We start from the raw sequence: 23,353 nt of genomic DNA, 5'->3' as shown, positions 1-23,353 counted from the left end.
AAGTGTTCGAGTACTTGCTCTTTTTGCTGCTACAAGTGGGACATTCCAGTTTCTTGAGCAACTATCGAAGATCGATTATCTGTTATAACATCCCTCTGAATGACTATTTTGCCTCTCATATTCCGGGTGTCGTAATATTTATGAGCTTCGGCTACACCTTGGCGGGTAAAGGGGAATACGTTGTCTACATGTATATCGAGCTTATGCGTCTGAATCCATTGGGTAAACGCTTCCCAGTCGTTGACATTGGGGCTGATCAAGGCAAATTGGGCATCAATTCCACGGATGGGAGGTTGCTTCGCAATCGCCGGATTTACAAGGGAAATGAACGTTCCATTATTCTTTAATATGCTGTAGTTTTTCAGTTCTGTTGCTCCAATTCCCGTGACTTTATCGACAACCGGATCACGAACCATATCCAGCACGACATCAACAGGACTCAAAGACTCAGCGAAGTCGGTTGTTGTATAATCAATCACTTCGTCGGCACCGAGCTGAAGAACAAATGAATGGTTATGGGCCCGAGCCGTGGTGATCACATAAGCGCCGTGTTGTTTGGCTAATTGTATGGCGATGTGTCCTACACCACCTGCACCGGCGTGGATCAGAATACGCTGTCCCGGCTGCAGTTTGCCATAGTGAAATAAGGCTTGCCAGGCCGTCATGCCGGACGCAGAGACCGAAGCAGCTTCTGCATCGGAAAGGGACTGCGTTATCACAGCAAGATCGGATTCTTCCACAGCGACATGTTCAGCGTAACCACCTCCTGTACGAGACACCGCAATAACGCGATCCCCGGTTTGTACACGAGTAACCTTTTTCCCTGTGGCCACGACGATTCCAGTTATATCGACTCCAAGAACATAAGGGAATTGGGTGGGCATGAAATGCCTGAATGTTCCGGTCCTAATCAGTTGATCCGCTGAAGATACTGTGGTCGCCTTCATCTCCACGAGCACCTGTGTATCACTAATATGTGGTATATCGCGCTCTTGCTCTGCAAAAACCTCCGAGCCTCCATATTTTTCTATCACTACTGCTTTCATCATAGTCCTCCATTCGGTACTGCTGGCTGTCAGTTGATTTGTTCCCAGCCGTTCAATATAATGATCGTACTTATCATGGGATTGGATGACAATTGTTAAAACAGTAGAATGTGTATAATATTGAACACAATCCACTGTTTTGTACAATCTCAGATCCGATAATAAAAGGAGTAAGTATGGACAGAAGAATACAAAAATCACGTGAATCGATTATAGAGGCCTTTATTCAACTGCTGTCCGAAAAAAATTTCGAGCAAATTACGATTAATCAAATTGCAGAGCGAGCCAATGTAAGTCGCGGAACGGTTTATTTGCATTTTATGGACAAGTTTGATTTGTTGGATCAGTGTATAAAATCCCATTTGGTGGAACTGATCGAGAGCAGTCTCTTCTGCGGAGTCACTGGCATATTTCCTTCCAAAGAAGCTCTGCTGCACAGTTTTCGGTATCTGAAAGAACATGCCCTATTCTATGGTGCAGTGTTGGCTGATCAAAGTGTCCCGGAATTTCGAACTCGCTTGCAGGCTGCTCTGTTGAGAGGACTGGATAAACAAATCGACATGAGTGGCATCAATCAGGGAAGGAACAAAGAGATCATGCTTCAATTCCTTGCTTCCGCGCTGGCTGGCATGATTGAATGGTGGATTACCTCAGCCGAACCGTACTCCGCAGAAGAATTGGTTGATGAATTATGGATTCTGATGGAACGCAATCAAATGACACCTGTGCCTCACGTATAGGGGAGACCTGCTGGGGTTTACTAATTGTTGTGTTCAGTTGATAGATAGTTATCATCCAAAAAAAGAAAGAGCAGGAATGAGAGCATAGTGCCCCTATTCCTGCTCTTTGCATTTTCACTAGTCGAAGTAATTTGAAATTACTTCGTTACACTGCTCAGTTTGAACGAGCCGTCGGTCAATTTATTTGTATTGGCAAAGTCTACGCCAGGTTTATTCGTTTCCGGGTCAATGATCGCAATCGCGATATCATAGGTTCCGGCAGCAAGACCGGAGACCGGAATGGAATCGGTCAGGGTGTAGGTACCCGTTTTCCACGTGGTCAGATTAACGGTTGTTGTTTTCTTGGCGACCACGGTATTGCCGCTGCGCAGTTGAATTTCAACTGGCCAGGCAAACGGGAAGTGCTGTACGCCTTTATTCTCCACTTTAATCGTTGTTGTAAACGTGCTTCCGCTAATGGTGGATGGATGCGAAATTTCCTTCACTACAAAGTGGTAACCCATTCGTTTCTTGAGTGCATCAATATTGGCCTGTAAGGCATGATTCAGAGGAAGCGAGGCAGGGGAATTCGGTCCCAGCCAGCTTGGTTTACTAAGCTCCGTCTGACGTAACGTTTCCGTAAATCCACTACCGGTGGTTAATGCCGCAAGCATGCCGGAAGCTCCCCCGTAAAATTCGCCGCCTGAGATACGTGTCTCCCAGAAGTTCGCATGTGCTGGCTGCTGTTGGCCGATGTCATCCCAATAGCCATTCTGGGTGCCTGTGTACCAGCCCCAATCCGCATCGAAGCTGTCTTTATGCCCAAACACATCGTTGAACATGCCCATGACCATGCCTTTATTATTGGTTTTGGCGAGGGCGATACTGCGCCGGATCAGAACCTGCATTTTGTCCTCTTTGCCAGCAAAGGCATCAATATAATGCTGAACATACTTGTTCGAGATGTCATTGGTAGGGAAAGCGCCTGTGTAATTGGTTTCACCATTTGGTCCGACATAAGGCCATGTATGGAACTCGCCCCAGTGCCCGAGGGAACCGATCTGGACAAAGGCGACCGGACGATCATTCGTGTTGTACCTTGCCGCAATGGCTTCGATGGCTAATTTGTGCCGTTCTTGCAGATAGGTGGAGTTGTAGTTGGGAGAGAAGCCCATGTTGTTGCCGGTACCCATGCCTCCGGTTGTATCGTTATAAATGGTTCCAGGTGATTCTCCACGGGCAATCATGTCATTGTAGAGCCAGTCGGGAATATCCCTGTGAGCCTGTCCTGTCGGGCTGTCCAGAATGAAGCGAAACACCACTTTGACCCCTTTACTTTTCCAGTAGGCAAAATTGTTGGCGGCTTCAATTGCACTAAAATCATATGTGCCTTTGGTAGACTCCAGCTCCTTCCAAGTTACGCCGGCATATACGAGCCTGTGTGGCTGTGCATATGTTGTGCTCTTGGCCGAAGGCGCCCAGCCTTTGAATGGATTGTTGAGTGGGCTGTCCAGCTCTACGGGATTCACTACGGTATTGTTCCCCGTACCACCACCCGATCCGGCCGAGGTCAGAAGGTAAGCGGGCAGTGTTTGTCCAGACGCGGGCAATCTCGATGTATCCGAGCTGTTGTCGATATACCCGACTCGCACTGTGCTACCAGCACTGATTTGCAGTGTAGAGAGAGGAATAGCGACCTCAATGACGGTGGAGCCGCGGTAGAATTGGGAGCTGGTCAACGTGCTGTTGAAGTTCCAGACCCAGTCGGTTCCGCTGCCGCCATAGCGGTATAACCCCGTATTTTCAAGCAGCCATTCCACACCTGTAGCTCCCCAGCCCGCTGCCTGGTAGCCGGTTGAAGTATTGTTATCGGTATTGATCCAGAAGTTGCCCATCGTTGTACTCAGACCAGAGCCTTGAATAAGCAGATAGAGGTTGGTTCCATCATTGGTCACCTTGAGCGTTTGGGCAGTGCCGCTATTGGTGGTGAGAGCACTAACGCTGCTCCAGTCGCTGACATTGCCATCAATGGTGATGGTTGCAGCAGAGGCTTTGGGTAAGGCTCCCGCAGGCAATAGCAGGGTAATCATGAGGACAAAAGCCAAAAACAATCCAAGGCTCCGCTTGCTTTTATCAAATAATCTTGTCATGGTATACCTCCTGAATAATGGATTTTGAATGATACCTCGTTCTGCCCACCCCGAATTTCGTTATGAGGGGAGAGTTAGGAGAGCTCAACTCCTTTCTGATCCGCATGAAGTAGCAGAATAGTAACGTTTTATGTGAGAGTCATGGTAGTAATCAGGAAATAAACAACTGAAAGATGAGATTTTGGTTTGCGGCAAATACAAAATGTGTTTTTGGTTCTTGGATTCCGTGTCTAAATTGCATTATAGGGGATGGGTACAGGAGATACAACAGATATTTTTCCAGAATTTATTATGTTTTCTATTGAAAATAGGCGTGTTTTATTGAATTTTGGACATGAGTATTCATAACTTGAATATAATATTTGCCGCAAATAAAATAAATACAAATTAAAGTATATGATAATACAATAAAAATGTAAACGCTTAATTTATGATGAATAAAGAGTTATACTATTTAGTAGTATGTAAAATGCACTGCAAATATATTGCCGCAAAATAATCAAAAATTTAGCCAAAATCAATTGACAAGGGATTAAAACTATTTTACTATCGTTACATAGTCACAGTCCTGTTAGATTTCTTAACATCGAATTGGCTTCATGGCATTTGCCGCAAATTTACGAGCAACGGAGAGTGTAAGCATGGGGAAGATAAAAATGGCTTTTATCGGTGTAGGAGACATGGGGTCACATCATTGCATTGGTTTTGATTTGCTCGAGGATAGTGAGGTTCGTTATATCTGTGATATGAATGAAGCCAATGTGGCACGTACGCTGGCTGAACTTAAGAACAGTAATCCCACAATAGTTAGCGATTATCGTGAACTGCTTGCCAAGGAAGATTTGGATGCGGTGGTTATCAGTGTACCGAACTATTTGCACCGCGAAGTGGCTGTCGCTTTTCTGGAAGCTGGCAAGCATGTATTTCTGGAGAAACCGGTCGCCCATACCATTGAGGACTGTGATGCCATTATAGAAGCTGCGGAAGCCTCGGGACGGATATTGCAGATCGGATTGGTTTATCGATATTCGAATCTGTATCGCCGAATGGAGAAGGAATTGGAGAACGGACGTCTTGGTGATGTGAAATTGATGTGGTGCAAGGAATTCCGTGATCCGTTCCCACCTGCGGATTGGTTCTATGACAAGACCAAGTCTGGGGGCGCGATTGTAGAGAAGGATTGTCATCACTTCGATATTTTCAACTGGATGATCCAGGCGAAGCCAGTCCGTGTGTTTGCCTCTGGAGGCCAGCATGTCATGAAGCAAGGAGAGCCCAATCGGATTCAGAATTCATACAGTCACTATCCGACGAAAGAAATTTCGGATACCTCCATCGTCGACCATGCATTTATCACCATTGATTATGATAATGGCAGTAAGGCCAATCTGGGCCTGTGCATGTATCTGAAACCGCGCAATCTGATGGGAGAAGGGCTTGAGATTGGCCTGATCGGAGAGAACGGCGGTCAGATGGTGGCCCGTAATGACAAAACGATTGATATCGTTGGCGGGCAGGACTGGACGAAGGACCATTTGGAGATTGATGTGACGTCGGATTCCATTATGGGTGGACACACGGGTGGACAGACCCAACGTATTGATTTTCTGAAATGTGTACAGGAAGGCAGACAGCCTTTTGCTAGTGCTCAGGTTGGTCGTAACGCGTTGCTTATTGCCCTGGCGGCAGAGAAATCTATTTTGGAAGAACGGTACGTCTATTTAGAAGAAATTTCAGGCTGAGGGGTGTCATCATGAACAGGTTGAGAAAATATGACACACTGCTGTTCTTTCTCTTCATTTTGCCTTGGATTATCGGATTTATCACCTTTTTCCTATTTCCTTTCGGGACTTCGGTTTTCTACGCCTTTACGGATGCGAGACTTCCGGGAGCGACCAACTTTAATTTTGTCGGGATCGATAATTTTACGCACATGATGGATGATCCCATCTTCTTGAAAAGCTTGATGAACACGATGTTTTTCGTTGTATTCGGTGTTCCGATCGTAACGGCGGGTATGCTGGGTCTGGCGATGCTGCTTAATTTTAATGTCAAAGGTATTGCCTTGTTCCGCACCTTCTTCTATTTACCGACACTGGTGCCTATTGTGGCAACGGTTATTATCTGGCGGCTAGTGTTCAACTCTGAATTCGGCATCCTGAACGCCGGACTTGGCGCGCTGGGTATAGGCAAAGTGGATTGGATTGGCGGGGAGCATACGATCAAGCCAGTCATCATCATGCTTCAGGTCTGGATTTCGGGCAGTGGGGTTCTGATCTTCCTGGCTGCACTGAAAAATGTACCCAGACATTTGTATGAAGCTGCTGCAATTGACGGTGCAAGCGGGATTCGCCGATTTTTCCAAATTACACTGCCGATGATCAGTCCTTCCATTCTGTTTGTCATCATTATTCAGACGATGTATAACTTTCAGATGTTTACGGAAGCGCTGCTGTTATCCAAGGGTGGTCCGAACTACTCTGCTTATACGTTTGTCTACAATATTTACAAGTCGGCCTTTACCGATCTGAAATTCAGCATGGCGATGACGCAGTCGATTTTCCTGTTCGCCGTGATCTCGCTTGTCACCCTGATCCTGATGAAAGTATCGAACCGCTTTGTGTATTACGAGGGAGAACGATAGGAGGAGAGTTACATGAACAGCCGAAAAATAGCGGTAAAAGCGTCCCAATATACCATGCTGATTGTAGCATTAATGCTGTTCGCAGGGCCTCTTGTATGGATGCTCTCGACCATGCTGAAAACCAAAGCGGAAACCTACAAGGTACCTCCAGCCATCCTGCCAGACACATTCAGCCTGGAAGCCTTTGAACGGTTGTTCGCTGTGCAGCCGATGATGTGGCAGTGGATTCAGAACTCATTTATCATTTCCTTTTTTGTGGCAGCGGGAGCGGTGGTGTCCAGTTCACTTGTCGCTTACGGCTTCTCCCGTTTTGCAACCAAGTATCGGAATATTCTGTTCCCGGTTGTACTTGTTACCTTAATGATTCCTCCATCCATTATGATGATTCCCTCGTACGTCCTTTTTTCCAAGCTGAACTGGATTGACACCTGGTTGCCGCTCATTGTGCCAGCCTGGCTTGGAGGTGCCTATTATATCTTCCTGTTCCGACAGTTTTTCATGACTATTCCCCAGGAGCTGGACGAGGCTACATATCTCGATGGCGGCAATCGCTGGACGGTATATGCACGAGTCATTATGCCGCTGTCCAAACCCATTATTATGACGACCATTATTTTTGCCTTTGTGAACTCCTGGCTCGATTTTCTGGGGCCGTTCCTGTATATCAAAAACGCAGAAATGTTCACGCTGAGCGTGGGCTTGCAGCTGTTGATTGGTCAGACGAGCCAGGATTTACCGGCGCTCGCTGCGGGTGCATTTATCAGTATTGTACCTATCGGTCTACTGTATCTGTTTGCACAACGTTATATCGTCGAGGGGGTGGTGCTTACGGGCACCAAAGGGTAGAGTGGCTGCCTGCTTTCCGGTTTTCAGGTGAACAGGACTTATTGATATGACTTAAAGGGGAGCTGTGTATATGAGAGCGAAGAGTAAACGGCTATTCAATGTATGGGCACTTGTACTTGCTACAATGGTGGTGATCAGTGGATGTGGAAATGGGGGAACGTCCGAAAACGCCGACTCTTCTGGTTCCGGCAGCAGCCAGAGTGAACCTGTAACGATCACATACTCCCAGTGGGGGACGGCGGAAGAGCTTCATCGTACACAGGAACTGTTGGATCAGTTCATGAAGGCCAATACCGATATTAAGGTCAAACTCGAAGGCAAGGATTGGGGCAGCTATTGGGATGGACTAACAGCGAATGCAGCTGGGGGCACACTTCCGGACGTGTTCAAAACGAGTTATGCATACGTGGAGAAATACGCCGAGCTGGGCATTTTCAAGGAATTGGACGGCTTACTCGCGGAAAATCAGTTTGATCTGAACAATGTGGACAAAAGTCTGCTCGGTCTTCACCAATATCAAGGCAAACAAGTATCCTTGCCTATCGATGCCAACGTCATCGTATGGTATTACAACAAAGCGATTTTTGAGAATGAAGCCACGAATCCTCATAAAGCTCCCGTTCCGTCGCTTGAGCCAACGTGGGATGAAATTACCGACATTGCAACCAAGCTGACGCTGGATAAGAACGGGAAAAGCGCAGACGAAGCGGGTTTTGATGCCGGAAACATTGTGCAGTGGGGCTTGTCCATTTCACCAGGATCAACGATGGATTGGTTCCTGGAGCCGGAATTGTGGTCCAACGGTGCGAAATTGGTGAATGACGATGGCTCCCTTGCGCTTGAGACACCTGAAGCGATGGAAGTGTTGAACTATTTTATCGACTTGACCAAAAATAAAAAGATCAACACCACACCTGCACAGATTGAAGGTTTGGGTGGACAGGTGAACCTTGCGATTACTACATCCAAAGTAGCGATGAATCCGGGTGGCAGCTGGAATACAACCAACTACCAGGAGGCTGGTGTGGATTACGGCATCTCCTATTTGCCGAAATTCAAAACGAACCAAACCGTTGTTCAGCCAGCAGGTCTTGCAATCAGCTCCAATACAAAGCATGAAGAGGCGGCTTACAAGCTGCTGGCTTGGCTAGCAGGTCCGGAAGGGCAGACAGAACTGGCGAAGCAGGGATACTCGATTCCGGCGAACAAGGCCGCAGCGGATGCTTATATTGCCACTGTAGGTGAAGATAATAAAATCTTCCTGGATGCGCAGCAGTATGGCATTGTATCTCCCTTTACCACCAAGAAAACCGATCTGGTCTGGACGTATGGTGAGCAATCACTCAAACTTCCACTTGCCGGAGATGGTGATCTGAACGCAGCGCTTAAGGATTTGGCCTCCAAGATGCAATAAGCAGATAAAGAGGTGCAAAGCTTCATACGTTTTCTTAAAAAGGATTAAAATTGCGGCAGTTATGGGGGACAACAAGCTCCCTGACTGCCGCTATTATTTTATAAAAGACTGCGCCAGTGCACCATTTCATTGACTTCTGGCCAGTAGAAATATAGAATTATATTTGCCGCAAATTTGTGTTTGCAGAGATGAAATTGCCCCAATACGAATGGGGTTTAAATACATAGGTAGAGGAAAGGTGGGGACTTCACATGGCAAAATTGAAGGATATTGCAGACCGCGTTGGTGTATCGATCTCTACCGTTTCACGTGTGATGAAGAACGATGTCAATCGATCGGTCAGCGATGAAACCCGCAAAAAAATATGGGACACCGCTGAGGAACTGGGTTATCGTTCACAGCGTCCGGCCAAGAAGAAAAAGGTCCAGCCCAAGACGGCATATGCCATCGGCTGTGTGGTGGCTATTCCTCAAAATAAATACAACAGTCCTTATTTTTCAGTCATTATGGAAGGGATTGAGAAGCAGCTTGCTGAAGCGGGCATGCGTCTGGAATTTGTGTACAGCATCGAAAACGATGGGGATATCGTGCAGCTGCAGTCTCTGGTGAAGGAACATCAGATTGATGGCATGATTGTGGTGGAACGGATTGATCCGGAAGCCTATCGCTGGCTCAAGGCTAATGTACGGACTGTTGTGGGTGTGGATATTACAGACCCCGACATTCCGGTCGTCGGTTATGATCGTGAAGAGGCAGCGAGGGAAGCAACGAATCATCTGATTGCCCAAGGTCATCGGATCATTGCCTACATTGGCGGAGCAGAATTCAAGAATGATTTCCTGGAGGAAAAACGGTTTCTTGGTTATCGCCGTGCCATGACGGATGCGGGATTATCTATTGATAATGACTGGGTGATCGACGTGAAATGGGATGTTTCGCTGAGTTATGAATTGACCAAGCAGGCATTTACCAACAATGCGAACAGACCTACAGCCATCTTTGCAGCCAGTGATATGATGGCGATTGCCGCCATGCGTGCTGCAACCGAACAGGGGCTCCGTATTCCGGAGGATATCGCCTTTTTTGGGGTAGATAATATTGAAATATCCGAATTCACCTCTCCGCCGTTGTCGACCATTCATGTACCCAAGTTGGAGATGGGTATGTTCGCGGTGAAACAGCTGCTAGATTATCTGGATCATCAGTATGAAGTAGCTGTCAAAATGATCGTCCCGTACCGCTGTATATTCCGGCAGTCTTCCAATGGCAAGCAGGAAATGTAAATCCTATATCAGATCAACTAGGTGCCTAAAATATAGTAGCTTTTATCAAAAGAGTTCCCTTGTCCGGATCTGGACGAAGGAAACTCTTTTTTTGCTGAAACGGCAGTGCACCACTGTGTGACTTAGCCCATAAAGGGATCAGTTATTCACCCATAAGTGTGCGTATATTGGCGATATCAAGGTGTATTCATGTTTTCTATAATACAACCGGAAGTATAAGTATGTCGTAAGTCCCCAATAGAACCCAGAATGATAATTCAAGTATACAGCAGGCTAAATAGTCGGCTTTCTTTCCATTAAGCTAACGGGCAGGTTAGTTTAACAAGATACATCAATATGAACTGTATATCATTTAAATGATGTGACAATAATGTCACACTGAAATGAATATTGTTATGCTAATCGATGGGAATATATAGTCATTTACTCTTATACTTGAACTTGTTAAGCGAGTTTATTTTCGTAAAGGGGATATCTTCTAATGACTGATGTAATAAAAGCAATAATACTTGGCATAATAGAAGGCTTAACTGAATTCTTACCAGTATCGTCTACTGGACATCTTATTTTAGCAGGCAATTTACTTAACTTTGAGGGAGACGCGGCAATAACCTTTAAAATTGTTATACAGTTGGGTGCAGTGATGGCAGTTCTAATTCTTTATTGGAAAAGGTATATGGAGATTGGGTCAAACTTAATTAAAATGGATTTTTCAAAAAGTAAAGGATTAAACGTAATACATATGATTTTGGCTATGTTACCAGCATTAATCGTATATCTTCTACTAAAGGACACTATAAAAAGTCAATTATTCGGCCCTACACCTGTCTTAATTGGTTTAGTTGCTGGTGGTTTGTTAATGATCATCGCAGCACAGAGTAAGAGAACTACCAGCGTTGATACAATTGATATGATTAGTTACAAACAAGCTTTTGGGATTGGCTTATTCCAATGTCTAGCTTTGTGGCCAGGTTTTTCGAGATCGGGTTCGACGATTTCAGGTGGCCTTTTGCTCGGTACTAGCCAAAAAGCTGCCGCAGATTTTACGTTCATTATTTCTGTACCTGTTATGTTTGGTGCTACCTTGTTGGACTTATATGATAGCCGCGATTTACTTAGTTTAGACGATTTGTATCTAATGTTAATTGGCTTTATGACATCCTTTCTTGTGGCTATGATTGCGGTAGTAACGTTTATTAGACTGATCAAGCGACTTCGATTGGAGTGGTTTGCTCTATACCGTTTTGCATTAGCAGCCCTTTTCTATTTAATCGTCATACTGTAACTGTAAACTATAATTTATAAACTCTCATTTCAACTAACGGGAAACAATTACTCAATAAAATTCAAGAACGCAGCCGATCAATATGGTCGGCTGTATTTATTCAACTAACAGGCAGGTTAACGTAGGAAAATAGATATGGGCGTGACTGAAACGAAGTTTTTAAATTATATAGTGAACTTGAAAATATTTTATAAGGGAAGAGAGACGGAGGAGAAGTTTGGTGCGATAGCGTCCGCCTTTGTCTCCGGATTTCTACCGTGAATATATGGGAACAACAGCGGCCGGAAGTCGAAACATTCACTTCACTGGAGTCACGCTAATTCCAAAATAAAAAAAGAAGGAGCCATTGTCGAAAACAATGGCTCCTTCTTTATGAAGTGAAATTACTATTTTGATGAACTTGATGGAACATCAGTATCAGTCGGGTTTTCATCATTTAAGAGCAACGAATTGGGATAATTTTTAAGAAATTCTGCTTCATCTACTTTTAAAAAAAATTCGCCTTCAAAAATTAGTTGATTCGTATTAGGCCCGATTTGATCTAAATTTCTTGCTATCTCCGATTCCTTAAAGATACTTTGTTCATCTGCTCGCACGAACATGCCATGAGGTGTATATAGTTGACTATAATACCCTTTTGCGATTTTTGATTCTACGGATACTACGTTTTTTACTGATTCTTCGGATTCTACGGATTTCACGTTATTTGTTGAAAAATTAGTGTTAACAGGATTCTCAACTGTCTTATTTACGGTTTCCATTTCTGGATAGGTGTCTGCTTTTGAATTGGATATTAATGCCACTCCTGAAATTATAGTCACTGCAAAGGCTATTAAAAATATTTTTTTAAACATATTATCCCCACCCTTCTATACCAACAATTTTTTCCTACTTTACAACATTATATTCACTAAAAAGGTAAGGGTCTATTTGGCTTTGCAGTACAACTGGTTTCCGAAAGGACAACAACGCAAAATCCCGACTCATGGCGAGCATAAAGGAGCCAAACTGTTTGCTGCCATTCGACTACGAGACGGGTCATAAATCAATAACACAAAGAAAGCAGCCGATCAACTTGATGGGCTGTTCAACTAACGAGCAGAATACTTACATTACTCTTCAATACAACTTTTCTTTGCAAACTGCGTCTTAAATTCAAGCAACTATTGGCTAGATTATACAGTGATTAGAGAGGAATGGTCAGAATGAAGAAATACCTTGCTGGATTATTAATTATTTTTGTCCTATGTTTGGGCTTACCAGGACAGGCTTACATGGAGGCGTCTAACCAACAGCCTTTGGCTTTTGAGGATCTCAATCTAGAACAAGCGATTAAGTCATTATTGAATAAAAACGACGATGAATCCCTAACAAAAGAGGATTTAGAGTCACTGACCGACGTTCCTTTATCGGGTAAAGGAATTAAGAGTTTGCAGGGTTTGGAGTATGCAGTCAATATGACGAAGCTCTCTTTAAGCAGAAATCAAATTGAGGATATTTCACCTCTATCCGATGCTGTGAATTTGACGACTTTGGATTTGAGTGGCAATCAAATTGAGGATATTAAGCCCCTTGGGAAGTTAACGAAGTTGACAGATTTATCGGTATCTAGGAACCAATTCAATGATCTTTCAGCGCTAGCGGGACTAGTTAATCTGAATACGTTGTCCATAAGTTCTAACAAGATCACAGATCTAAAGCCGCTAGCAGGATTGGTTAATCTTTGGAGACTCGATGCTGCGAATAATAACATCAAAGATCTTACTCCGTTATCTAAATTAACTAACTTACTTTCTCTGGATTTATCATCTAACCAAATCTATGATTTGGAGCCGTTGAGAAATCTTCAAAGTTTGGCTTACCTCTATTTGAACAACAATAGAGTGTGGGATTTAGAGCCGATCCAACAACGTAGTTTTTTTCCGTATTATGATACGGGTGCATTCATTGAACCACTTGCGCTGCAAAATAACTATTTAGATTTAAGCAAGGGATCGAAAACATATAAATTATTTGTGAAACTGGCAGGAAATGAGTTGCCTAGCGGTCAGCGTAAGACACAGCGCTTGGTGATCGGCAGCACGACAGCTTATGTGGGAGAAAGTGCTTATCGTATTACCGCAGCGCCATTTATTCAGATGGGACGTACCTATGTGCCGATCCGTTTCATCTCCGAGAAGCTTGGGGCAACCGTGAATTGGAACCAGAGCACCAAAGAGGTAACGATTCAGAAGGATGGTAAAACGATTCGTTGGGCTGTAGGGAACAGGCAGGTAAAAGTAAACCAGCAAACGGTGATGCAAGATGCTCCTCTACTTCTGAAGAACGGCAGTGCGTTCGTTCCTGTTCGTTTTGTGGCGGAGCAGTTAAACACTTCCCTTGAATATATGGGAAGCAAGCATATGGTCGTGATTTTCAAAAATTAATCAGCATAATGGAATTACAGAATAATATTTGAAGATAAGGACTCAGTTATCATGCTTCGAAACAAGTATAGACCGTCATTAAACTAACGGGTAACATTAGTTCAAAAAGCATGGAGTAGACTGCACATTGGCAGGCTGCTCCTTTTTTTATAACATTCTGGACAATTTCCGGTATTCCCGGGGGGAAATGCCCTCATATTTGCGGAACATACGGCTGAAATAATGAATGTCCGGGTAACCGCTTTGTACACCCACAGCCTCAATGGAATGATCGGTTTCCCGCAGCAGCTTACGTGCCTCACTCAGGCGGATGGATTGAATGTATTCGTTGGGAGGCATGCCCGCAATCTGTTTGAACAATTTGGCCATGTGATCCACACTCAGGTTCAATTGTTTAGCGATGCCCGAATTGGTCCACGGGTCGGATGGGGCAACCTCTATACGTTTCATGAGTTCGAGCAGCTTCTCTCCGTGTACCGAATCATGGCGTGACGAACTTCGCCAGGATGAACGCAGCAGATGGGTCAATATTTGCAACATCAAGGCTTTGCATACCAGTTCATATCCCGGTGGACGCATCGTAAATTCATGTACCAATTGCTCCATAAGCTGCACGGCAGCTGGAGAAGGGGTATACACGGGGTTAATAGATAGCGGCGTCATACCCTCTGCGCAAGCTTCCACTGCGAATTTATGGTGCAGAACAGTCTCTTCATTAACAACCATATCTGCCTCGGTCTGAATGGTCAATTCGTTGAAGAAATCGAAATGAATGCCAATGAAACGTGCTTCCGGGCTCGAAACCACCTCATTCTGATGATAAACCCCGGCGGGTAGCAAGATTAGCTGACCCGCCTTCAAAATATGGTGTTTATCGTTCATATAAGTTGCAGCTTCACCTTGAGAGACGTACAGAAGTTCAAAATCATACAAACGCCGCTTTGCCAGCTTACCGGGAGGAAGACTCTGGAACTGAGCATAATGTACGTTGGGAGACCAGTCCTTGTAAGTGACGGTTCGTTGCAGAGGATATACCCCTTGTTGGAGAGACATAAATTCCATCTCCTTTTTCACTGAGATTGGCACAAACAGATTTAATTAAAACTGAACGGAATTGTGCAAATAATCTCTTTATCTCCTAAATAAATGATCAGATAATTTATTTATAATATATGTATTATCACATGTTCTTACGAGAGTGACAACATCACGGATTAAGCTAAAAAGGAGAGGATTAAGATGCGCTCTCTCCCTGTGGAACGGAGCCCGAGTTATTGCTGCGAACCACTTAGGTCAGCTGCACAGAGTGGATTTCCCTCGACTGCGGATTGGGAACGATGTGTTCCAGTGGAACTGGTGGACACGGTAACAGGCAGACCACCTCATCAATCCACAGAAGTCCGTTTTGGCTGGAGTCCCGAATACTTGCATATTCGGTTTGTATGCCAGGATGATTACGTTGTATCTGATTTCACGGAAAGGGATCAGCCATTGTATGAGCAGGATGTGGTTGAACTATTCATTGATGAACAGGGCGATGGCAGGAATTATATCGAACTGGAGGTCAGTCCGCACAACGTAATATTTGATGCACTCATTCACAATAACAGCGAAGGTTCCGAATTGAAGGCAGATGTAACCTGGCAGCTGGAGGGGTTGCAAACGGCTGTAGAAGTGGATCGTCAGGGCCATCGAGTGTATTTGATCCATATTCCAGCTAGTAACTTTAAGTCGCCCCTGACTAAAGGCGTATGCTGGAGGGTCAACGTTTATCGTATTGATGAGAATGTGCAGGGAGATCGGGAGTATCAGGCATGGCAGCCCACGGGGGCTGTAAACTTTCATTTGCCTGCCCGGTTTGGTCATTTTCAATTAGGATAGCGATGCGATGCTGAAGAACAGGTTTTCATATTTTGAAGGAGGGTACACGGATGAAAAAAGGGATTAACATATGGTCGTTTCCAGGAGACGCCTCTATTGCGGATTGTATTCAGACGGCGAAGCAAGCTGGCTTTGAGGGGATTGAACTTTCGCTTAATGGAGAAGGCGAGCTGAGTCTGTCTGCCACAGATCAGGAGGTTCGTGATATTCAGGGACGTCTCGAAGAGGCCGAACTCGAAATCGCGGGACTTGCAACCGGATTGTACTGGGATTACCCGATGACGAGCGCTCGTCCAGAGATCCGTACGAAAGCACTGGATGTGTGTAAAAAACAGCTGGAGCTTGCCGCGGCATTTGGTGTGGATACCATTCTGGTCATTCCGGGTGCGGTGGGTGTGGACTTTATTCCAGACAGCGAAGTAACGGATTATGAAGTTGCCTATGAACGAGCGCAAGAAGCCCTTGCGTATCTGCTGCCGTATGCGGAAAGTGCTGGAGTATCGATTGGCATTGAGAACGTGTGGAACAAATTTCTGGTGTCACCGCTAGAGCTGCGTACCTTTATTGATTCCTTTAGCTCAGATTATATAGGTTCGTATTTCGATGTGGGCAATGTCGTACAGAATGGTTACCCGGAGCAGTGGGTTCGCATTCTGGGTCACCGGATCAAGAAAGTGCATTTCAAGGATTACCGTCGTCAAGCGGGAGGACTTCATGGATTTGTGGATTTGCTGGCTGGAGATGTGAATTATCCGGCGGTGATGCAGGCGTTACAGGCCATAGGTTACGACAACTACGTGACTGCCGAGATGATTCCGCCTTACACTCATCATTCGAAGCAGATCATATTCAATACATCCAAAGCGATAGATGCCATTCTTGGACGTTCTCAGGAGTAGGTACAGATAACAACGTTTATACGATATAAAATCTATTTTTATGGGAGGTAAAAACATGTTGAAAGTGGGATTGATCGGATTTGGGTTTATGGGACGTATGCATTTTGATAACTATGTACGCCTTGCCTCAGAAGGGGAACCCGTGGAATTGGTAGCCATCTGCGATCTTAGAATAGAGGAACTGAAGAACGGTAAAGCAGCCGGCAATATGGCGACAGAGCAAGAGGTATATGATCTCACACCTTATCGTTTGTACGACAACATCGACGCAATGCTGGAACAAGAAGAACTGGATATCATTGATATTACGCTGCCTACGCCACTGCATGCTGAACTAACGTGTTCCTTGCTGGAGAAAGGCTTGCATGTGCTGTGTGAGAAGCCGGTTGCGCGCCATTCGGCGGAAGGCTGGAAGATGGCACAGACGGCCAAAGAGACAGGAAAAACACTGATGATTGGTCAATGTTTACGCTTCTGGCCAGCCTATGCCTATCTGAAATCCGTAGTAGAAGATGGTCGTTATGGAGCGGTCAACGCAGGTTATTTCTTCAGGGGTTCAGGTTTGCCTCAAGAGTGGTTTTTGGATGGGGAGAAAAGCGGGGGCTGCATATTAGATATGCACATCCATGATGCGGATATTATTCACTGGGTGTTTGGCAAACCGGATCAAGTATCCACGCTGGCTCGCAACGTCATTCCGGGAAGTGGCTATGATACCGTCTCCACCAATTATGTATACCCTGATGGAAAAGTGCTGAATGCCCAAGCCGACTGGACGCTGGGGGGAGACTACGGTTTCTCGATGACGTATCGGGTTAACTTGGAGCAGGGCAATCTGGTCTTTGAGAATGGTGAGCTGAAAGTAAATCCGAACGATGCTCCCGGTTTCGTCGCTGAGCTGTCACCCGACTCGGGATATTATCACCAACTCAAATATTTTATCCAGTCTGTTCAAGCAGGTGCGCCTGTATCTGTATGTACACCGGAGAGTGCAACAGGCACGCTTGAGTTAATTGAAGCGGAGATGCGCTCGGCGGATGAGCGTGGGGCATTGGTTTCATTATAATAGAAAGAGCAGAACCTGTGATGCAGGTTCTGCTCTTTGCATTTCTGAAATATTACGACTTAGGGTAATGATTATACTCCTTCAATTAGAGTAGTTACTCCGCATTATCCAACAACTCGCCAGTTATTCGCCTGCTTCACTGTAAGTGGTTGATGTCTGCGAATATAATCCTCGACCAGTGCTGCCATATCCGTGGCACCTTCGTGAAGTACCTTTTTGCCTGTATACATCGCATAATCACCGCCACCTGCCGCGCGATAACTGTTCATCACGACAGAATACGTCGCGTCCATCGCAACAGGTATGCCCTCACGTTCCAGCTTCACCACACGACTTCCCACAGGTTTGGAGATATCCAGCTCATATTCGACGCCCGCCCACATGTCGTAATTATAATGCTGTGGTTTCGGCTGCATATAAGCAGGATTAACGACTACTTTGCCTGATACCTCCACTTCAAAGTAACGCGCCGTTTGCTCTAATGCATCCCGAATATCCTGACCACGAAGCTCCAGCACCGTTAGTGTATTGGGATAGATAAAGTTAGACAACACATCCCGGACGGTAATGAGGGAACCGAACCCACGGGCTTCTTCGCTAAGTAATGCGGTATTGGAGATTTGAGTTCCCGTTGCTTCCATCTGCACCTGATGTACAAAAGCAATGAAGGGATGCGCCGCGAGCCGCAAGGCGGCAGGATCGGTGATGGATAAATCTCCGGCCACCTCGCCAATCGGCTGGTCCAGCCATGCCTGTGCTTTTGCTTCTAACTCGTCCGTCAGTTTCATAACAGCCGCATCGGGCTGTACATCACTATTTTCATCCAAGAGCAACAAGCGAGCCTGTTTGCCTGCAATCTGCCACTTTCCATTCGATAACCGGTCCAACTCAATGGATACATGACCCGCACCGTTCCCACTAAATCCAGGCTGAACCACGGTCACACCATGTATTTCAGCGGTAAGTTGACGGTGTTGATGTCCGGTAAGAAGAACGTCAATTCCTTCAATGTCACGGCAGATGGCGTACGCCTGATTTTCCCCGGTTAACCGCTCAGCAGGTTCACCTGTCTCCAGATCACTTTCAAAACCACCGTGATAACTGACGACGAGCACATCCGGCTGTTCATGTTCACGAATATAACCAACCCACGCACGAATAGTCTCCAAAGCGTCAAGGAACTGTAAACCTTCTATATTTTTCGGATGCTCCCAATTCGGAATATAGTGTGTCGTTGCGCCCAGCAAAGCAATTTTAACACCCGAAGACAAGGTTTTGATCAGATAGGGAGGACCGAAGGCGGGTATGCCTGCTCCAGTAAGTGCAGTGTCTGGTACCTCTTCGTCAGGCTTTCCTTCATTAACAATATTTGCAGATAGCCAAGGGAAATGGGAATCTTCAACGGCTTTACGCAGCAAGTCCTGACCGTAGTTGAATTCGTGATTGCCCATCACGGCTGCATCATACCCAAGTTCATTCAGAACATTAATGAAGGGATGCACTTCGTGATCTGAAACAAAGGACGCAGTATACGAGGCCAAAGGGGAGCCCTGCAACAGATCACCGTTATCCACGAGCAGCAGTTCGGGTGAACGCTCTCGTTCATGCCGGATCAGCGAAGCAAGCAAAGCAAGTCCGGCTGGGCGATATGCATTGGTGTTGTAATGTATGGGACGAATGGCCCCATGAAGGTCACTGGTTACCATGATGTCGAAGTTTGCAGTAGTTGTTATGGATGTCATTTTACAATCTCCTCTAAATATATAAGTTTAAACATATCAAATCACAGGTCATTCTAGCGGCAGTGTACAAGGGAATTCACCATTTCTACTTGTATTATCAACCGTAATGAGGCTATTCTAACAGATCAAAGCTGCTCTGACAGCCTGACAGGAAACTTTACAAAACTCCAAATTTCGTTTCACATCGCGCAAATAATTGACGACTATAGTAGACAAGTAATGAAAAATAGAAACTCTTTGGAGGGTGTTCGCTTGAAGAAGTCTGCTTTATTTTTACCATTGTTGATTTTGGTTCTGTTTCTAAGTGCTTGTGGGTCTAACAGTAGTACAACAGGTTCGGCTAACGGGGCTAATACGAGCTCGAATTCATCCAGTACTGACACGGCAGAGACAGACAAAGCCGCTGAAGGTTATGTGCCGACTGAGCTGACTGTACAATTCGTTCCATCACAAAATGCAGATACACTCGAAGCCAAAGCAAAACCGCTCGAGAAGCTGCTGGGTGACAAATTGGGTATCCCGGTGAAGGTCAGCGTATCCACAGACTACAACACAATTATTGAAGCAATGGCTTCCAATAAAGTGGACGTAGGTTTCCTGCCTCCGACGGCTTATGTACTTGCCAAAGAAAAAGGCGCAGCTGAAGTTATCCTTCAGGCACAACGTTTTGGTGTAAATGATGAGACTGGCGCTCCAACTGAGGAACTGGCAGATTCGTATAAATCCATGATTATTGTGAAAAAAGACTCGCCGATCCAATCCGTTGAGGATTTGAAAGGCAAAAAAATCGCTTACCAGAACGTAACTTCTTCCGCAGGTTATGTATGGCCGGCAGCCCTGTTGCTCGACAGAGGTCTTGATCCTTTGAAAGATGTACAACCAATCACGGTTAAAGGCCATGACCAAGGCGTATTGGCAGTACTGAACGGCGACGTTGATGCTGCAGCAATTTTCCAAGATGCTCGTAACACTGTAGCGAAAGACTACCCGACTGTATTTGAAGATACTCGTGTACTGGCGTTCACTGAGCCAATTCCTAACGATACAATCGCAGTACGTACAGACATGAATGCAGATTGGACAGCGAAGATCAAACAAGCGTTCATCGACATCGGTAAAGATCCACAAGGTCACGAAATTATCAAAGAAATCTACACACACGAAGGTTATGTAGAGTCTGATGACAGCAAGTTTGATATTGTTCGTCAATACAACGAAAAAGTAAAAACCGAGTAGTTTTCTATCAAAAGAAAGATCGTTAATGATCGCTTTGCATTGATTATCTTTTCATTGGATAACTTCATCGTATCAGCGGGCAGGCCAGTTCAGCGTGACATACGCTGCGCTGGCTTGTCCCATTACAGCGTGCCCCTGCGAAATACCATATTAATGAAAGAAGGATTACTGCCATGATTGAGCTTCACAATGTAACGAAAACATATGCTAACGGCACTAAGGGCCTGAATAATATTAATCTGAAATTTAAACAAGGAGAATTCATTGCCGTCGTTGGTTTGTCTGGTGCGGGAAAATCGACGCTTCTGCGTTCCATTAACCGACTTCATGATATCAGTGACGGTGAGATTTTGATTAATGGCAAGTCGATCACGAAAGCTCATGGCAAGTCACTTCGCATGATTCGCCGGGATATCGGCATGATCTTCCAGAGCTTCAATCTCGTGAAACGTTCCAGTGTGCTTCGTAACGTGCTTGCTGGACGCGTGGGATATCATTCCACGATGCGTACCATTCTGGGTCGTTTTCCAAAAGAAGATACAGAACTCGCATTTGGAGCACTGGAACGGGTAAATATCGCAGAAAAAGCCTATTCCCGTGCAGATCAGTTGTCCGGTGGGCAGCAGCAACGTGTGGCTATAGCCCGAGTACTTGCACAGGAAGCCAAAATCATTCTGGCAGACGAGCCTGTCGCTTCACTCGATCCACTAACAACGAAGCAGGTAATGGATGATCTGAAACGCATCAACCAGGATCTCGGTATTACAACGATCGTTAACCTTCACTTTATTGACCTAGCCAGAGAGTATGCGACCCGTATTGTTGGATTGCGTGCCGGCGAAGTGGTGTTTGATGGTCCGGTATCCGAAGCAACGGATGAGCGTTTTGCAGAAATTTATGGCAGACCTATTCTGGCAGACGAGCTGCTGGATAAACAGGCTGTACAGGAACAGCGGGGAGAAGTTCTGGTATGAAGCAACCCGTAAACGTATCGATAGATGGATCATTGCAGAATGAATCAGGAAAGGGAAAGCGTCCTGGCACAGGTTCAGGCTCGGCTGTCCACCGTCCCAAACCACCGGGGCGTACGAAACATCTGCTCACGCTAGTTATCATTCTACTGCTTTTGTGGGCAAGTGCGAGACAGACTGATGCCAGCTTCAGTGAGCTGTTTGAAGGTTTGCCCAACATGCTGGATTTGCTGCGTGAGATGTTCCCGCCACGGTGGAGTTACTTTGACAACATCGTTCAGGGCATGCTGGAGACGATCCGCATGGCTCTGATCGGTACAACGATCGGTGCGATCATCGCAATTCCGGTCTCGATTATCTGTGCAGGCAACTTAATGCCTAGCCGTTGGATCTACTATCCAGCCCGTTTTGTACTGAACCTGATCCGTACCGTGCCTGACCTGCTGCTTGCGGCGCTGTTCGTTGCTGTGTTTGGACTGGGACCGATTCCTGGTATATTGGCACTCGCCGTCTTCTCGGTGGGACTGATTGCCAAGCTGACCTACGAAACGCTGGAAACGATTGATCAGGGACCGCTTGAAGCGATGACGGCTGTCGGCATGAACCGGATTCAACTGATTGTTTATGGCGTGGTGCCGCAACTGGCCGCCCAGTTTACTTCCTATGTACTGTATGCATTTGAGATTAATGTACGTGCCGCTGCGATTCTCGGATTGGTTGGAGCTGGGGGTATCGGACTGTATTATGAAGCAACACTTGGATTCCTGGAATATGACAAAACGAGTGTAATCATTCTGTTTACCCTTGTCATTGTTCTGATCATTGATTATGTAAGTACTAAGCTGCGGGAGAAATTGTTATGATGAAAAATGAAACAAGCGTAATCCGGCGCAAACCACGGAAGAACCCGCTTCGCTGGGTCATTGTAATCTTGCTTATACTTGTGTACGCTTGGGCACTTACCGGTGTACCGTTTACCGGATTGAAGGAAACGGCTGGTCAGATCATGAAGGCAATTGTCGCCGGGATTTTCTCCCCGGATTGGGACTTTGTTTATCTGCCTGAGGGTGAGGATTTGCTGCGAGGATTGCTGGATACGCTGGCGATCTCAGTGCTGGGTACCGTTATTTCCGCTGTACTGTGTATCCCGTTTGCATTCTGGTCTGCCCGAAATATGAGCAGCTTCCGTCCTGTATCGGGTACGGGCAAAATGGTGCTCAGCTTTATCCGTACGTTCCCGGAGATTATTATGGCTTTGCTGTTTATCAAGGCAGTGGGCCCGGGTTCCTTCGCGGGTGTACTCGCCCTTGGACTTCATTCCATCGGGATGCTTGGTAAACTGTTCGCTGATGAAGTGGAAAATATTGATTATGGTCCTTCTGAAGCGTTGCTCGCTTCCGGGGCGACTCGTATGCAGCAGCTGTGGTTTGCTGTACTGCCACAGGTTTTGCCTGGATTCCTTAACTACACGTTGTATCGGTTCGAGATTAATGTGCGTTCCGCAACCATTCTGGGGGTTATCGGGGCAGGGGGGATTGGTACACCGTTGATCTTTGCACTTAGTACGCGGAACTGGCCGCGAGTAGGGATTATCTTGCTGGGGATTATCGTGATGATCACGATCATTGATCTGATCTCTGGATACATTCGCAAGAAGCTGGTGTAGAGAAGTAAAGGTAAGATTGTTTGCTAATAAAGATGAATAAAATAAAGAACATGATGGATATGTTTCAATCCATTATTGA

The 23,353-nt window shown here is 45.6% G+C and carries 20 protein-coding genes; 15 read left to right on the top strand and 5 right to left on the bottom strand.

Features of this window, described 5'->3' with window-relative positions:
• Positions 1-29: 29 nt before the first annotated feature.
• A complete protein-coding gene (locus tag G3352_RS18055; RefSeq protein ID WP_163758512.1) occupies positions 30-1,046 on the bottom strand; it encodes an NADP-dependent oxidoreductase in 1,017 nt (338 codons plus the stop codon).
• A 176-nt stretch (positions 1,047-1,222) separates the two neighbouring features.
• Here G3352_RS18055 and G3352_RS18050 point away from each other — a divergent pair, with 176 nt between their 5' ends.
• Positions 1,223-1,786 carry a TetR/AcrR family transcriptional regulator gene (locus G3352_RS18050; protein WP_163758510.1) on the top strand — a complete coding sequence of 188 codons (564 nt, stop codon included), beginning with the start codon at positions 1,223-1,225 and terminating at the stop codon, positions 1,784-1,786.
• 137 nt (positions 1,787-1,923) lie between these two features.
• On the opposite strand, the gene G3352_RS18045 is transcribed toward G3352_RS18050, so the two are convergent.
• Positions 1,924-3,915, bottom strand: a complete 1,992-nt coding sequence (locus G3352_RS18045) for a DUF4832 domain-containing protein (protein WP_163758509.1) — start codon at positions 3,913-3,915, stop codon at positions 1,924-1,926.
• Between the two features lie 641 nt (positions 3,916-4,556).
• On the opposite strand from G3352_RS18045, the gene G3352_RS18040 reads away from it, so the two are divergent.
• The 6 genes from G3352_RS18040 (at position 4,557) to G3352_RS18015 (ending at position 11,387) form a co-directional block, all read left to right on the top strand.
• On the top strand, positions 4,557-5,657 hold the full coding sequence (locus tag G3352_RS18040) for a Gfo/Idh/MocA family protein (RefSeq protein WP_163758507.1): 1,101 nt from the start codon (positions 4,557-4,559) through the stop codon (positions 5,655-5,657).
• Positions 5,658-5,668: 11 nt separating this feature from the next.
• Positions 5,669-6,559 (top strand): carbohydrate ABC transporter permease, encoded by an 891-nt coding sequence (locus G3352_RS18035; RefSeq protein ID WP_072735121.1) that lies wholly within the window; start codon positions 5,669-5,671, stop codon positions 6,557-6,559.
• Positions 6,560-6,571: 12 nt separating this feature from the next.
• The gene (locus G3352_RS18030) at positions 6,572-7,405 is read left to right on the top strand and encodes a carbohydrate ABC transporter permease (RefSeq protein WP_163758505.1); all 834 of its coding nucleotides are present in this window, start codon (positions 6,572-6,574) and stop codon (positions 7,403-7,405) included.
• A gap of 70 nt (positions 7,406-7,475) precedes the next feature.
• Positions 7,476-8,819 carry an ABC transporter substrate-binding protein gene (locus G3352_RS18025; protein ID WP_163758503.1) on the top strand — a complete coding sequence of 448 codons (1,344 nt, stop codon included), beginning with the start codon at positions 7,476-7,478 and terminating at the stop codon, positions 8,817-8,819.
• Positions 8,820-9,070: 251 nt separating this feature from the next.
• Positions 9,071-10,102, top strand: coding sequence for a LacI family DNA-binding transcriptional regulator (locus tag G3352_RS18020; protein ID WP_163758501.1), 1,032 nt, complete (start codon positions 9,071-9,073; stop codon positions 10,100-10,102).
• Between the two features lie 481 nt (positions 10,103-10,583).
• Positions 10,584-11,387 carry an undecaprenyl-diphosphate phosphatase gene (locus tag G3352_RS18015; protein WP_163758499.1) on the top strand — a complete coding sequence of 268 codons (804 nt, stop codon included), beginning with the start codon at positions 10,584-10,586 and terminating at the stop codon, positions 11,385-11,387.
• Between the two features lie 386 nt (positions 11,388-11,773).
• On the opposite strand, the gene G3352_RS18010 is transcribed toward G3352_RS18015, so the two are convergent.
• Positions 11,774-12,241: a hypothetical protein gene (locus G3352_RS18010; protein ID WP_163758497.1), complete on the bottom strand. Its 468-nt coding sequence runs from the start codon at positions 12,239-12,241 to the stop codon at positions 11,774-11,776.
• A 351-nt stretch (positions 12,242-12,592) separates the two neighbouring features.
• Between G3352_RS18010 and G3352_RS18005 the strand changes: the two genes are divergently transcribed.
• A complete protein-coding gene (locus G3352_RS18005) occupies positions 12,593-13,813 on the top strand; it encodes a stalk domain-containing protein (protein ID WP_163758495.1) in 1,221 nt (406 codons plus the stop codon).
• A 147-nt stretch (positions 13,814-13,960) separates the two neighbouring features.
• On the opposite strand, the gene G3352_RS18000 is transcribed toward G3352_RS18005, so the two are convergent.
• A complete protein-coding gene (locus G3352_RS18000; protein ID WP_163758493.1) occupies positions 13,961-14,866 on the bottom strand; it encodes a helix-turn-helix transcriptional regulator in 906 nt (301 codons plus the stop codon).
• Between the two features lie 186 nt (positions 14,867-15,052).
• Here G3352_RS18000 and G3352_RS17995 point away from each other — a divergent pair, with 186 nt between their 5' ends.
• From G3352_RS17995 to G3352_RS17985, 3 genes are read left to right on the top strand one after another with little or no spacing between them, the layout of a single operon-like run.
• Positions 15,053-15,694, top strand: a complete 642-nt coding sequence (locus tag G3352_RS17995) for a carbohydrate-binding family 9-like protein (RefSeq protein ID WP_163758491.1) — start codon at positions 15,053-15,055, stop codon at positions 15,692-15,694.
• A gap of 50 nt (positions 15,695-15,744) precedes the next feature.
• Positions 15,745-16,593, top strand: coding sequence for a sugar phosphate isomerase/epimerase family protein (locus G3352_RS17990; RefSeq protein ID WP_163758490.1), 849 nt, complete (start codon positions 15,745-15,747; stop codon positions 16,591-16,593).
• A gap of 55 nt (positions 16,594-16,648) precedes the next feature.
• A complete protein-coding gene (locus tag G3352_RS17985) occupies positions 16,649-17,659 on the top strand; it encodes a Gfo/Idh/MocA family protein (RefSeq protein WP_163758488.1) in 1,011 nt (336 codons plus the stop codon).
• A gap of 104 nt (positions 17,660-17,763) precedes the next feature.
• Here the strand turns inward: G3352_RS17985 and G3352_RS17980 are convergent, their stop codons facing one another.
• Entirely contained in the window at positions 17,764-19,401 is a 1,638-nt protein-coding gene (locus G3352_RS17980) for a bifunctional metallophosphatase/5'-nucleotidase (RefSeq protein WP_163758486.1), read from the bottom strand.
• A 285-nt stretch (positions 19,402-19,686) separates the two neighbouring features.
• Between G3352_RS17980 and G3352_RS17975 the strand changes: the two genes are divergently transcribed.
• The 4 genes from G3352_RS17975 (at position 19,687) to phnE (G3352_RS17960) (ending at position 23,274) form a co-directional block, all read left to right on the top strand.
• On the top strand, positions 19,687-20,637 hold the full coding sequence (locus G3352_RS17975) for a phosphate/phosphite/phosphonate ABC transporter substrate-binding protein (RefSeq protein ID WP_481856311.1): 951 nt from the start codon (positions 19,687-19,689) through the stop codon (positions 20,635-20,637).
• A 173-nt stretch (positions 20,638-20,810) separates the two neighbouring features.
• On the top strand, positions 20,811-21,611 hold the full coding sequence (gene phnC / locus G3352_RS17970; RefSeq protein ID WP_063565947.1) for a phosphonate ABC transporter ATP-binding protein: 801 nt from the start codon (positions 20,811-20,813) through the stop codon (positions 21,609-21,611).
• A complete protein-coding gene (phnE, locus tag G3352_RS17965; protein WP_163758483.1) occupies positions 21,608-22,471 on the top strand; it encodes a phosphonate ABC transporter, permease protein PhnE in 864 nt (287 codons plus the stop codon). Before phnC ends, phnE (G3352_RS17965) begins: the two co-directional genes overlap by 4 nt.
• The gene (phnE, locus tag G3352_RS17960; RefSeq protein WP_163758480.1) at positions 22,468-23,274 is read left to right on the top strand and encodes a phosphonate ABC transporter, permease protein PhnE; all 807 of its coding nucleotides are present in this window, start codon (positions 22,468-22,470) and stop codon (positions 23,272-23,274) included. The genes phnE (G3352_RS17965) and phnE (G3352_RS17960) overlap by 4 nt, the downstream gene beginning before the upstream one ends.
• Positions 23,275-23,353: the final 79 nt, after the last annotated feature.

The sequence above is a fragment of the Paenibacillus sp. ALJ109b genome, from assembly GCF_010747435.1.
Lineage (GTDB): Bacteria > Bacillota > Bacilli > Paenibacillales > Paenibacillaceae > Paenibacillus > Paenibacillus taichungensis.
This window is presented reverse-complemented; position numbering and strand designations above follow the sequence as displayed.

Excerpts from the sequence above, each read along its gene's own strand:
- G3352_RS18055 (WP_163758512.1), bottom strand. The coding sequence starts at position 1,046 with ATGAAAGCAGTAGTGATAGAAAAATATGGAGGCTCGGAGGTTTTTGCA.
- G3352_RS18050 (WP_163758510.1), top strand. The coding sequence starts at position 1,223 with ATGGACAGAAGAATACAAAAATCACGTGAATCGATTATAGAGGCCTTT.
- G3352_RS18045 (WP_163758509.1), bottom strand. The coding sequence starts at position 3,915 with ATGACAAGATTATTTGATAAAAGCAAGCGGAGCCTTGGATTGTTTTTG.
- G3352_RS18040 (WP_163758507.1), top strand. The coding sequence starts at position 4,557 with ATGGGGAAGATAAAAATGGCTTTTATCGGTGTAGGAGACATGGGGTCA.
- G3352_RS18035 (WP_072735121.1), top strand. The coding sequence starts at position 5,669 with ATGAACAGGTTGAGAAAATATGACACACTGCTGTTCTTTCTCTTCATT.
- G3352_RS18030 (WP_163758505.1), top strand. The coding sequence starts at position 6,572 with ATGAACAGCCGAAAAATAGCGGTAAAAGCGTCCCAATATACCATGCTG.
- G3352_RS18025 (WP_163758503.1), top strand. The coding sequence starts at position 7,476 with ATGAGAGCGAAGAGTAAACGGCTATTCAATGTATGGGCACTTGTACTT.
- G3352_RS18020 (WP_163758501.1), top strand. The coding sequence starts at position 9,071 with ATGGCAAAATTGAAGGATATTGCAGACCGCGTTGGTGTATCGATCTCT.
- G3352_RS18015 (WP_163758499.1), top strand. The coding sequence starts at position 10,584 with ATGACTGATGTAATAAAAGCAATAATACTTGGCATAATAGAAGGCTTA.
- G3352_RS18010 (WP_163758497.1), bottom strand. The coding sequence starts at position 12,241 with ATGTTTAAAAAAATATTTTTAATAGCCTTTGCAGTGACTATAATTTCA.
- G3352_RS18005 (WP_163758495.1), top strand. The coding sequence starts at position 12,593 with ATGAAGAAATACCTTGCTGGATTATTAATTATTTTTGTCCTATGTTTG.
- G3352_RS18000 (WP_163758493.1), bottom strand. The coding sequence starts at position 14,866 with ATGTCTCTCCAACAAGGGGTATATCCTCTGCAACGAACCGTCACTTAC.
- G3352_RS17995 (WP_163758491.1), top strand. The coding sequence starts at position 15,053 with ATGCGCTCTCTCCCTGTGGAACGGAGCCCGAGTTATTGCTGCGAACCA.
- G3352_RS17990 (WP_163758490.1), top strand. The coding sequence starts at position 15,745 with ATGAAAAAAGGGATTAACATATGGTCGTTTCCAGGAGACGCCTCTATT.
- G3352_RS17985 (WP_163758488.1), top strand. The coding sequence starts at position 16,649 with ATGTTGAAAGTGGGATTGATCGGATTTGGGTTTATGGGACGTATGCAT.
- G3352_RS17980 (WP_163758486.1), bottom strand. The coding sequence starts at position 19,401 with ATGACATCCATAACAACTACTGCAAACTTCGACATCATGGTAACCAGT.
- phnC (WP_063565947.1), top strand. The coding sequence starts at position 20,811 with ATGATTGAGCTTCACAATGTAACGAAAACATATGCTAACGGCACTAAG.
- phnE (WP_163758483.1), top strand. The coding sequence starts at position 21,608 with ATGAAGCAACCCGTAAACGTATCGATAGATGGATCATTGCAGAATGAA.
- phnE (WP_163758480.1), top strand. The coding sequence starts at position 22,468 with ATGATGAAAAATGAAACAAGCGTAATCCGGCGCAAACCACGGAAGAAC.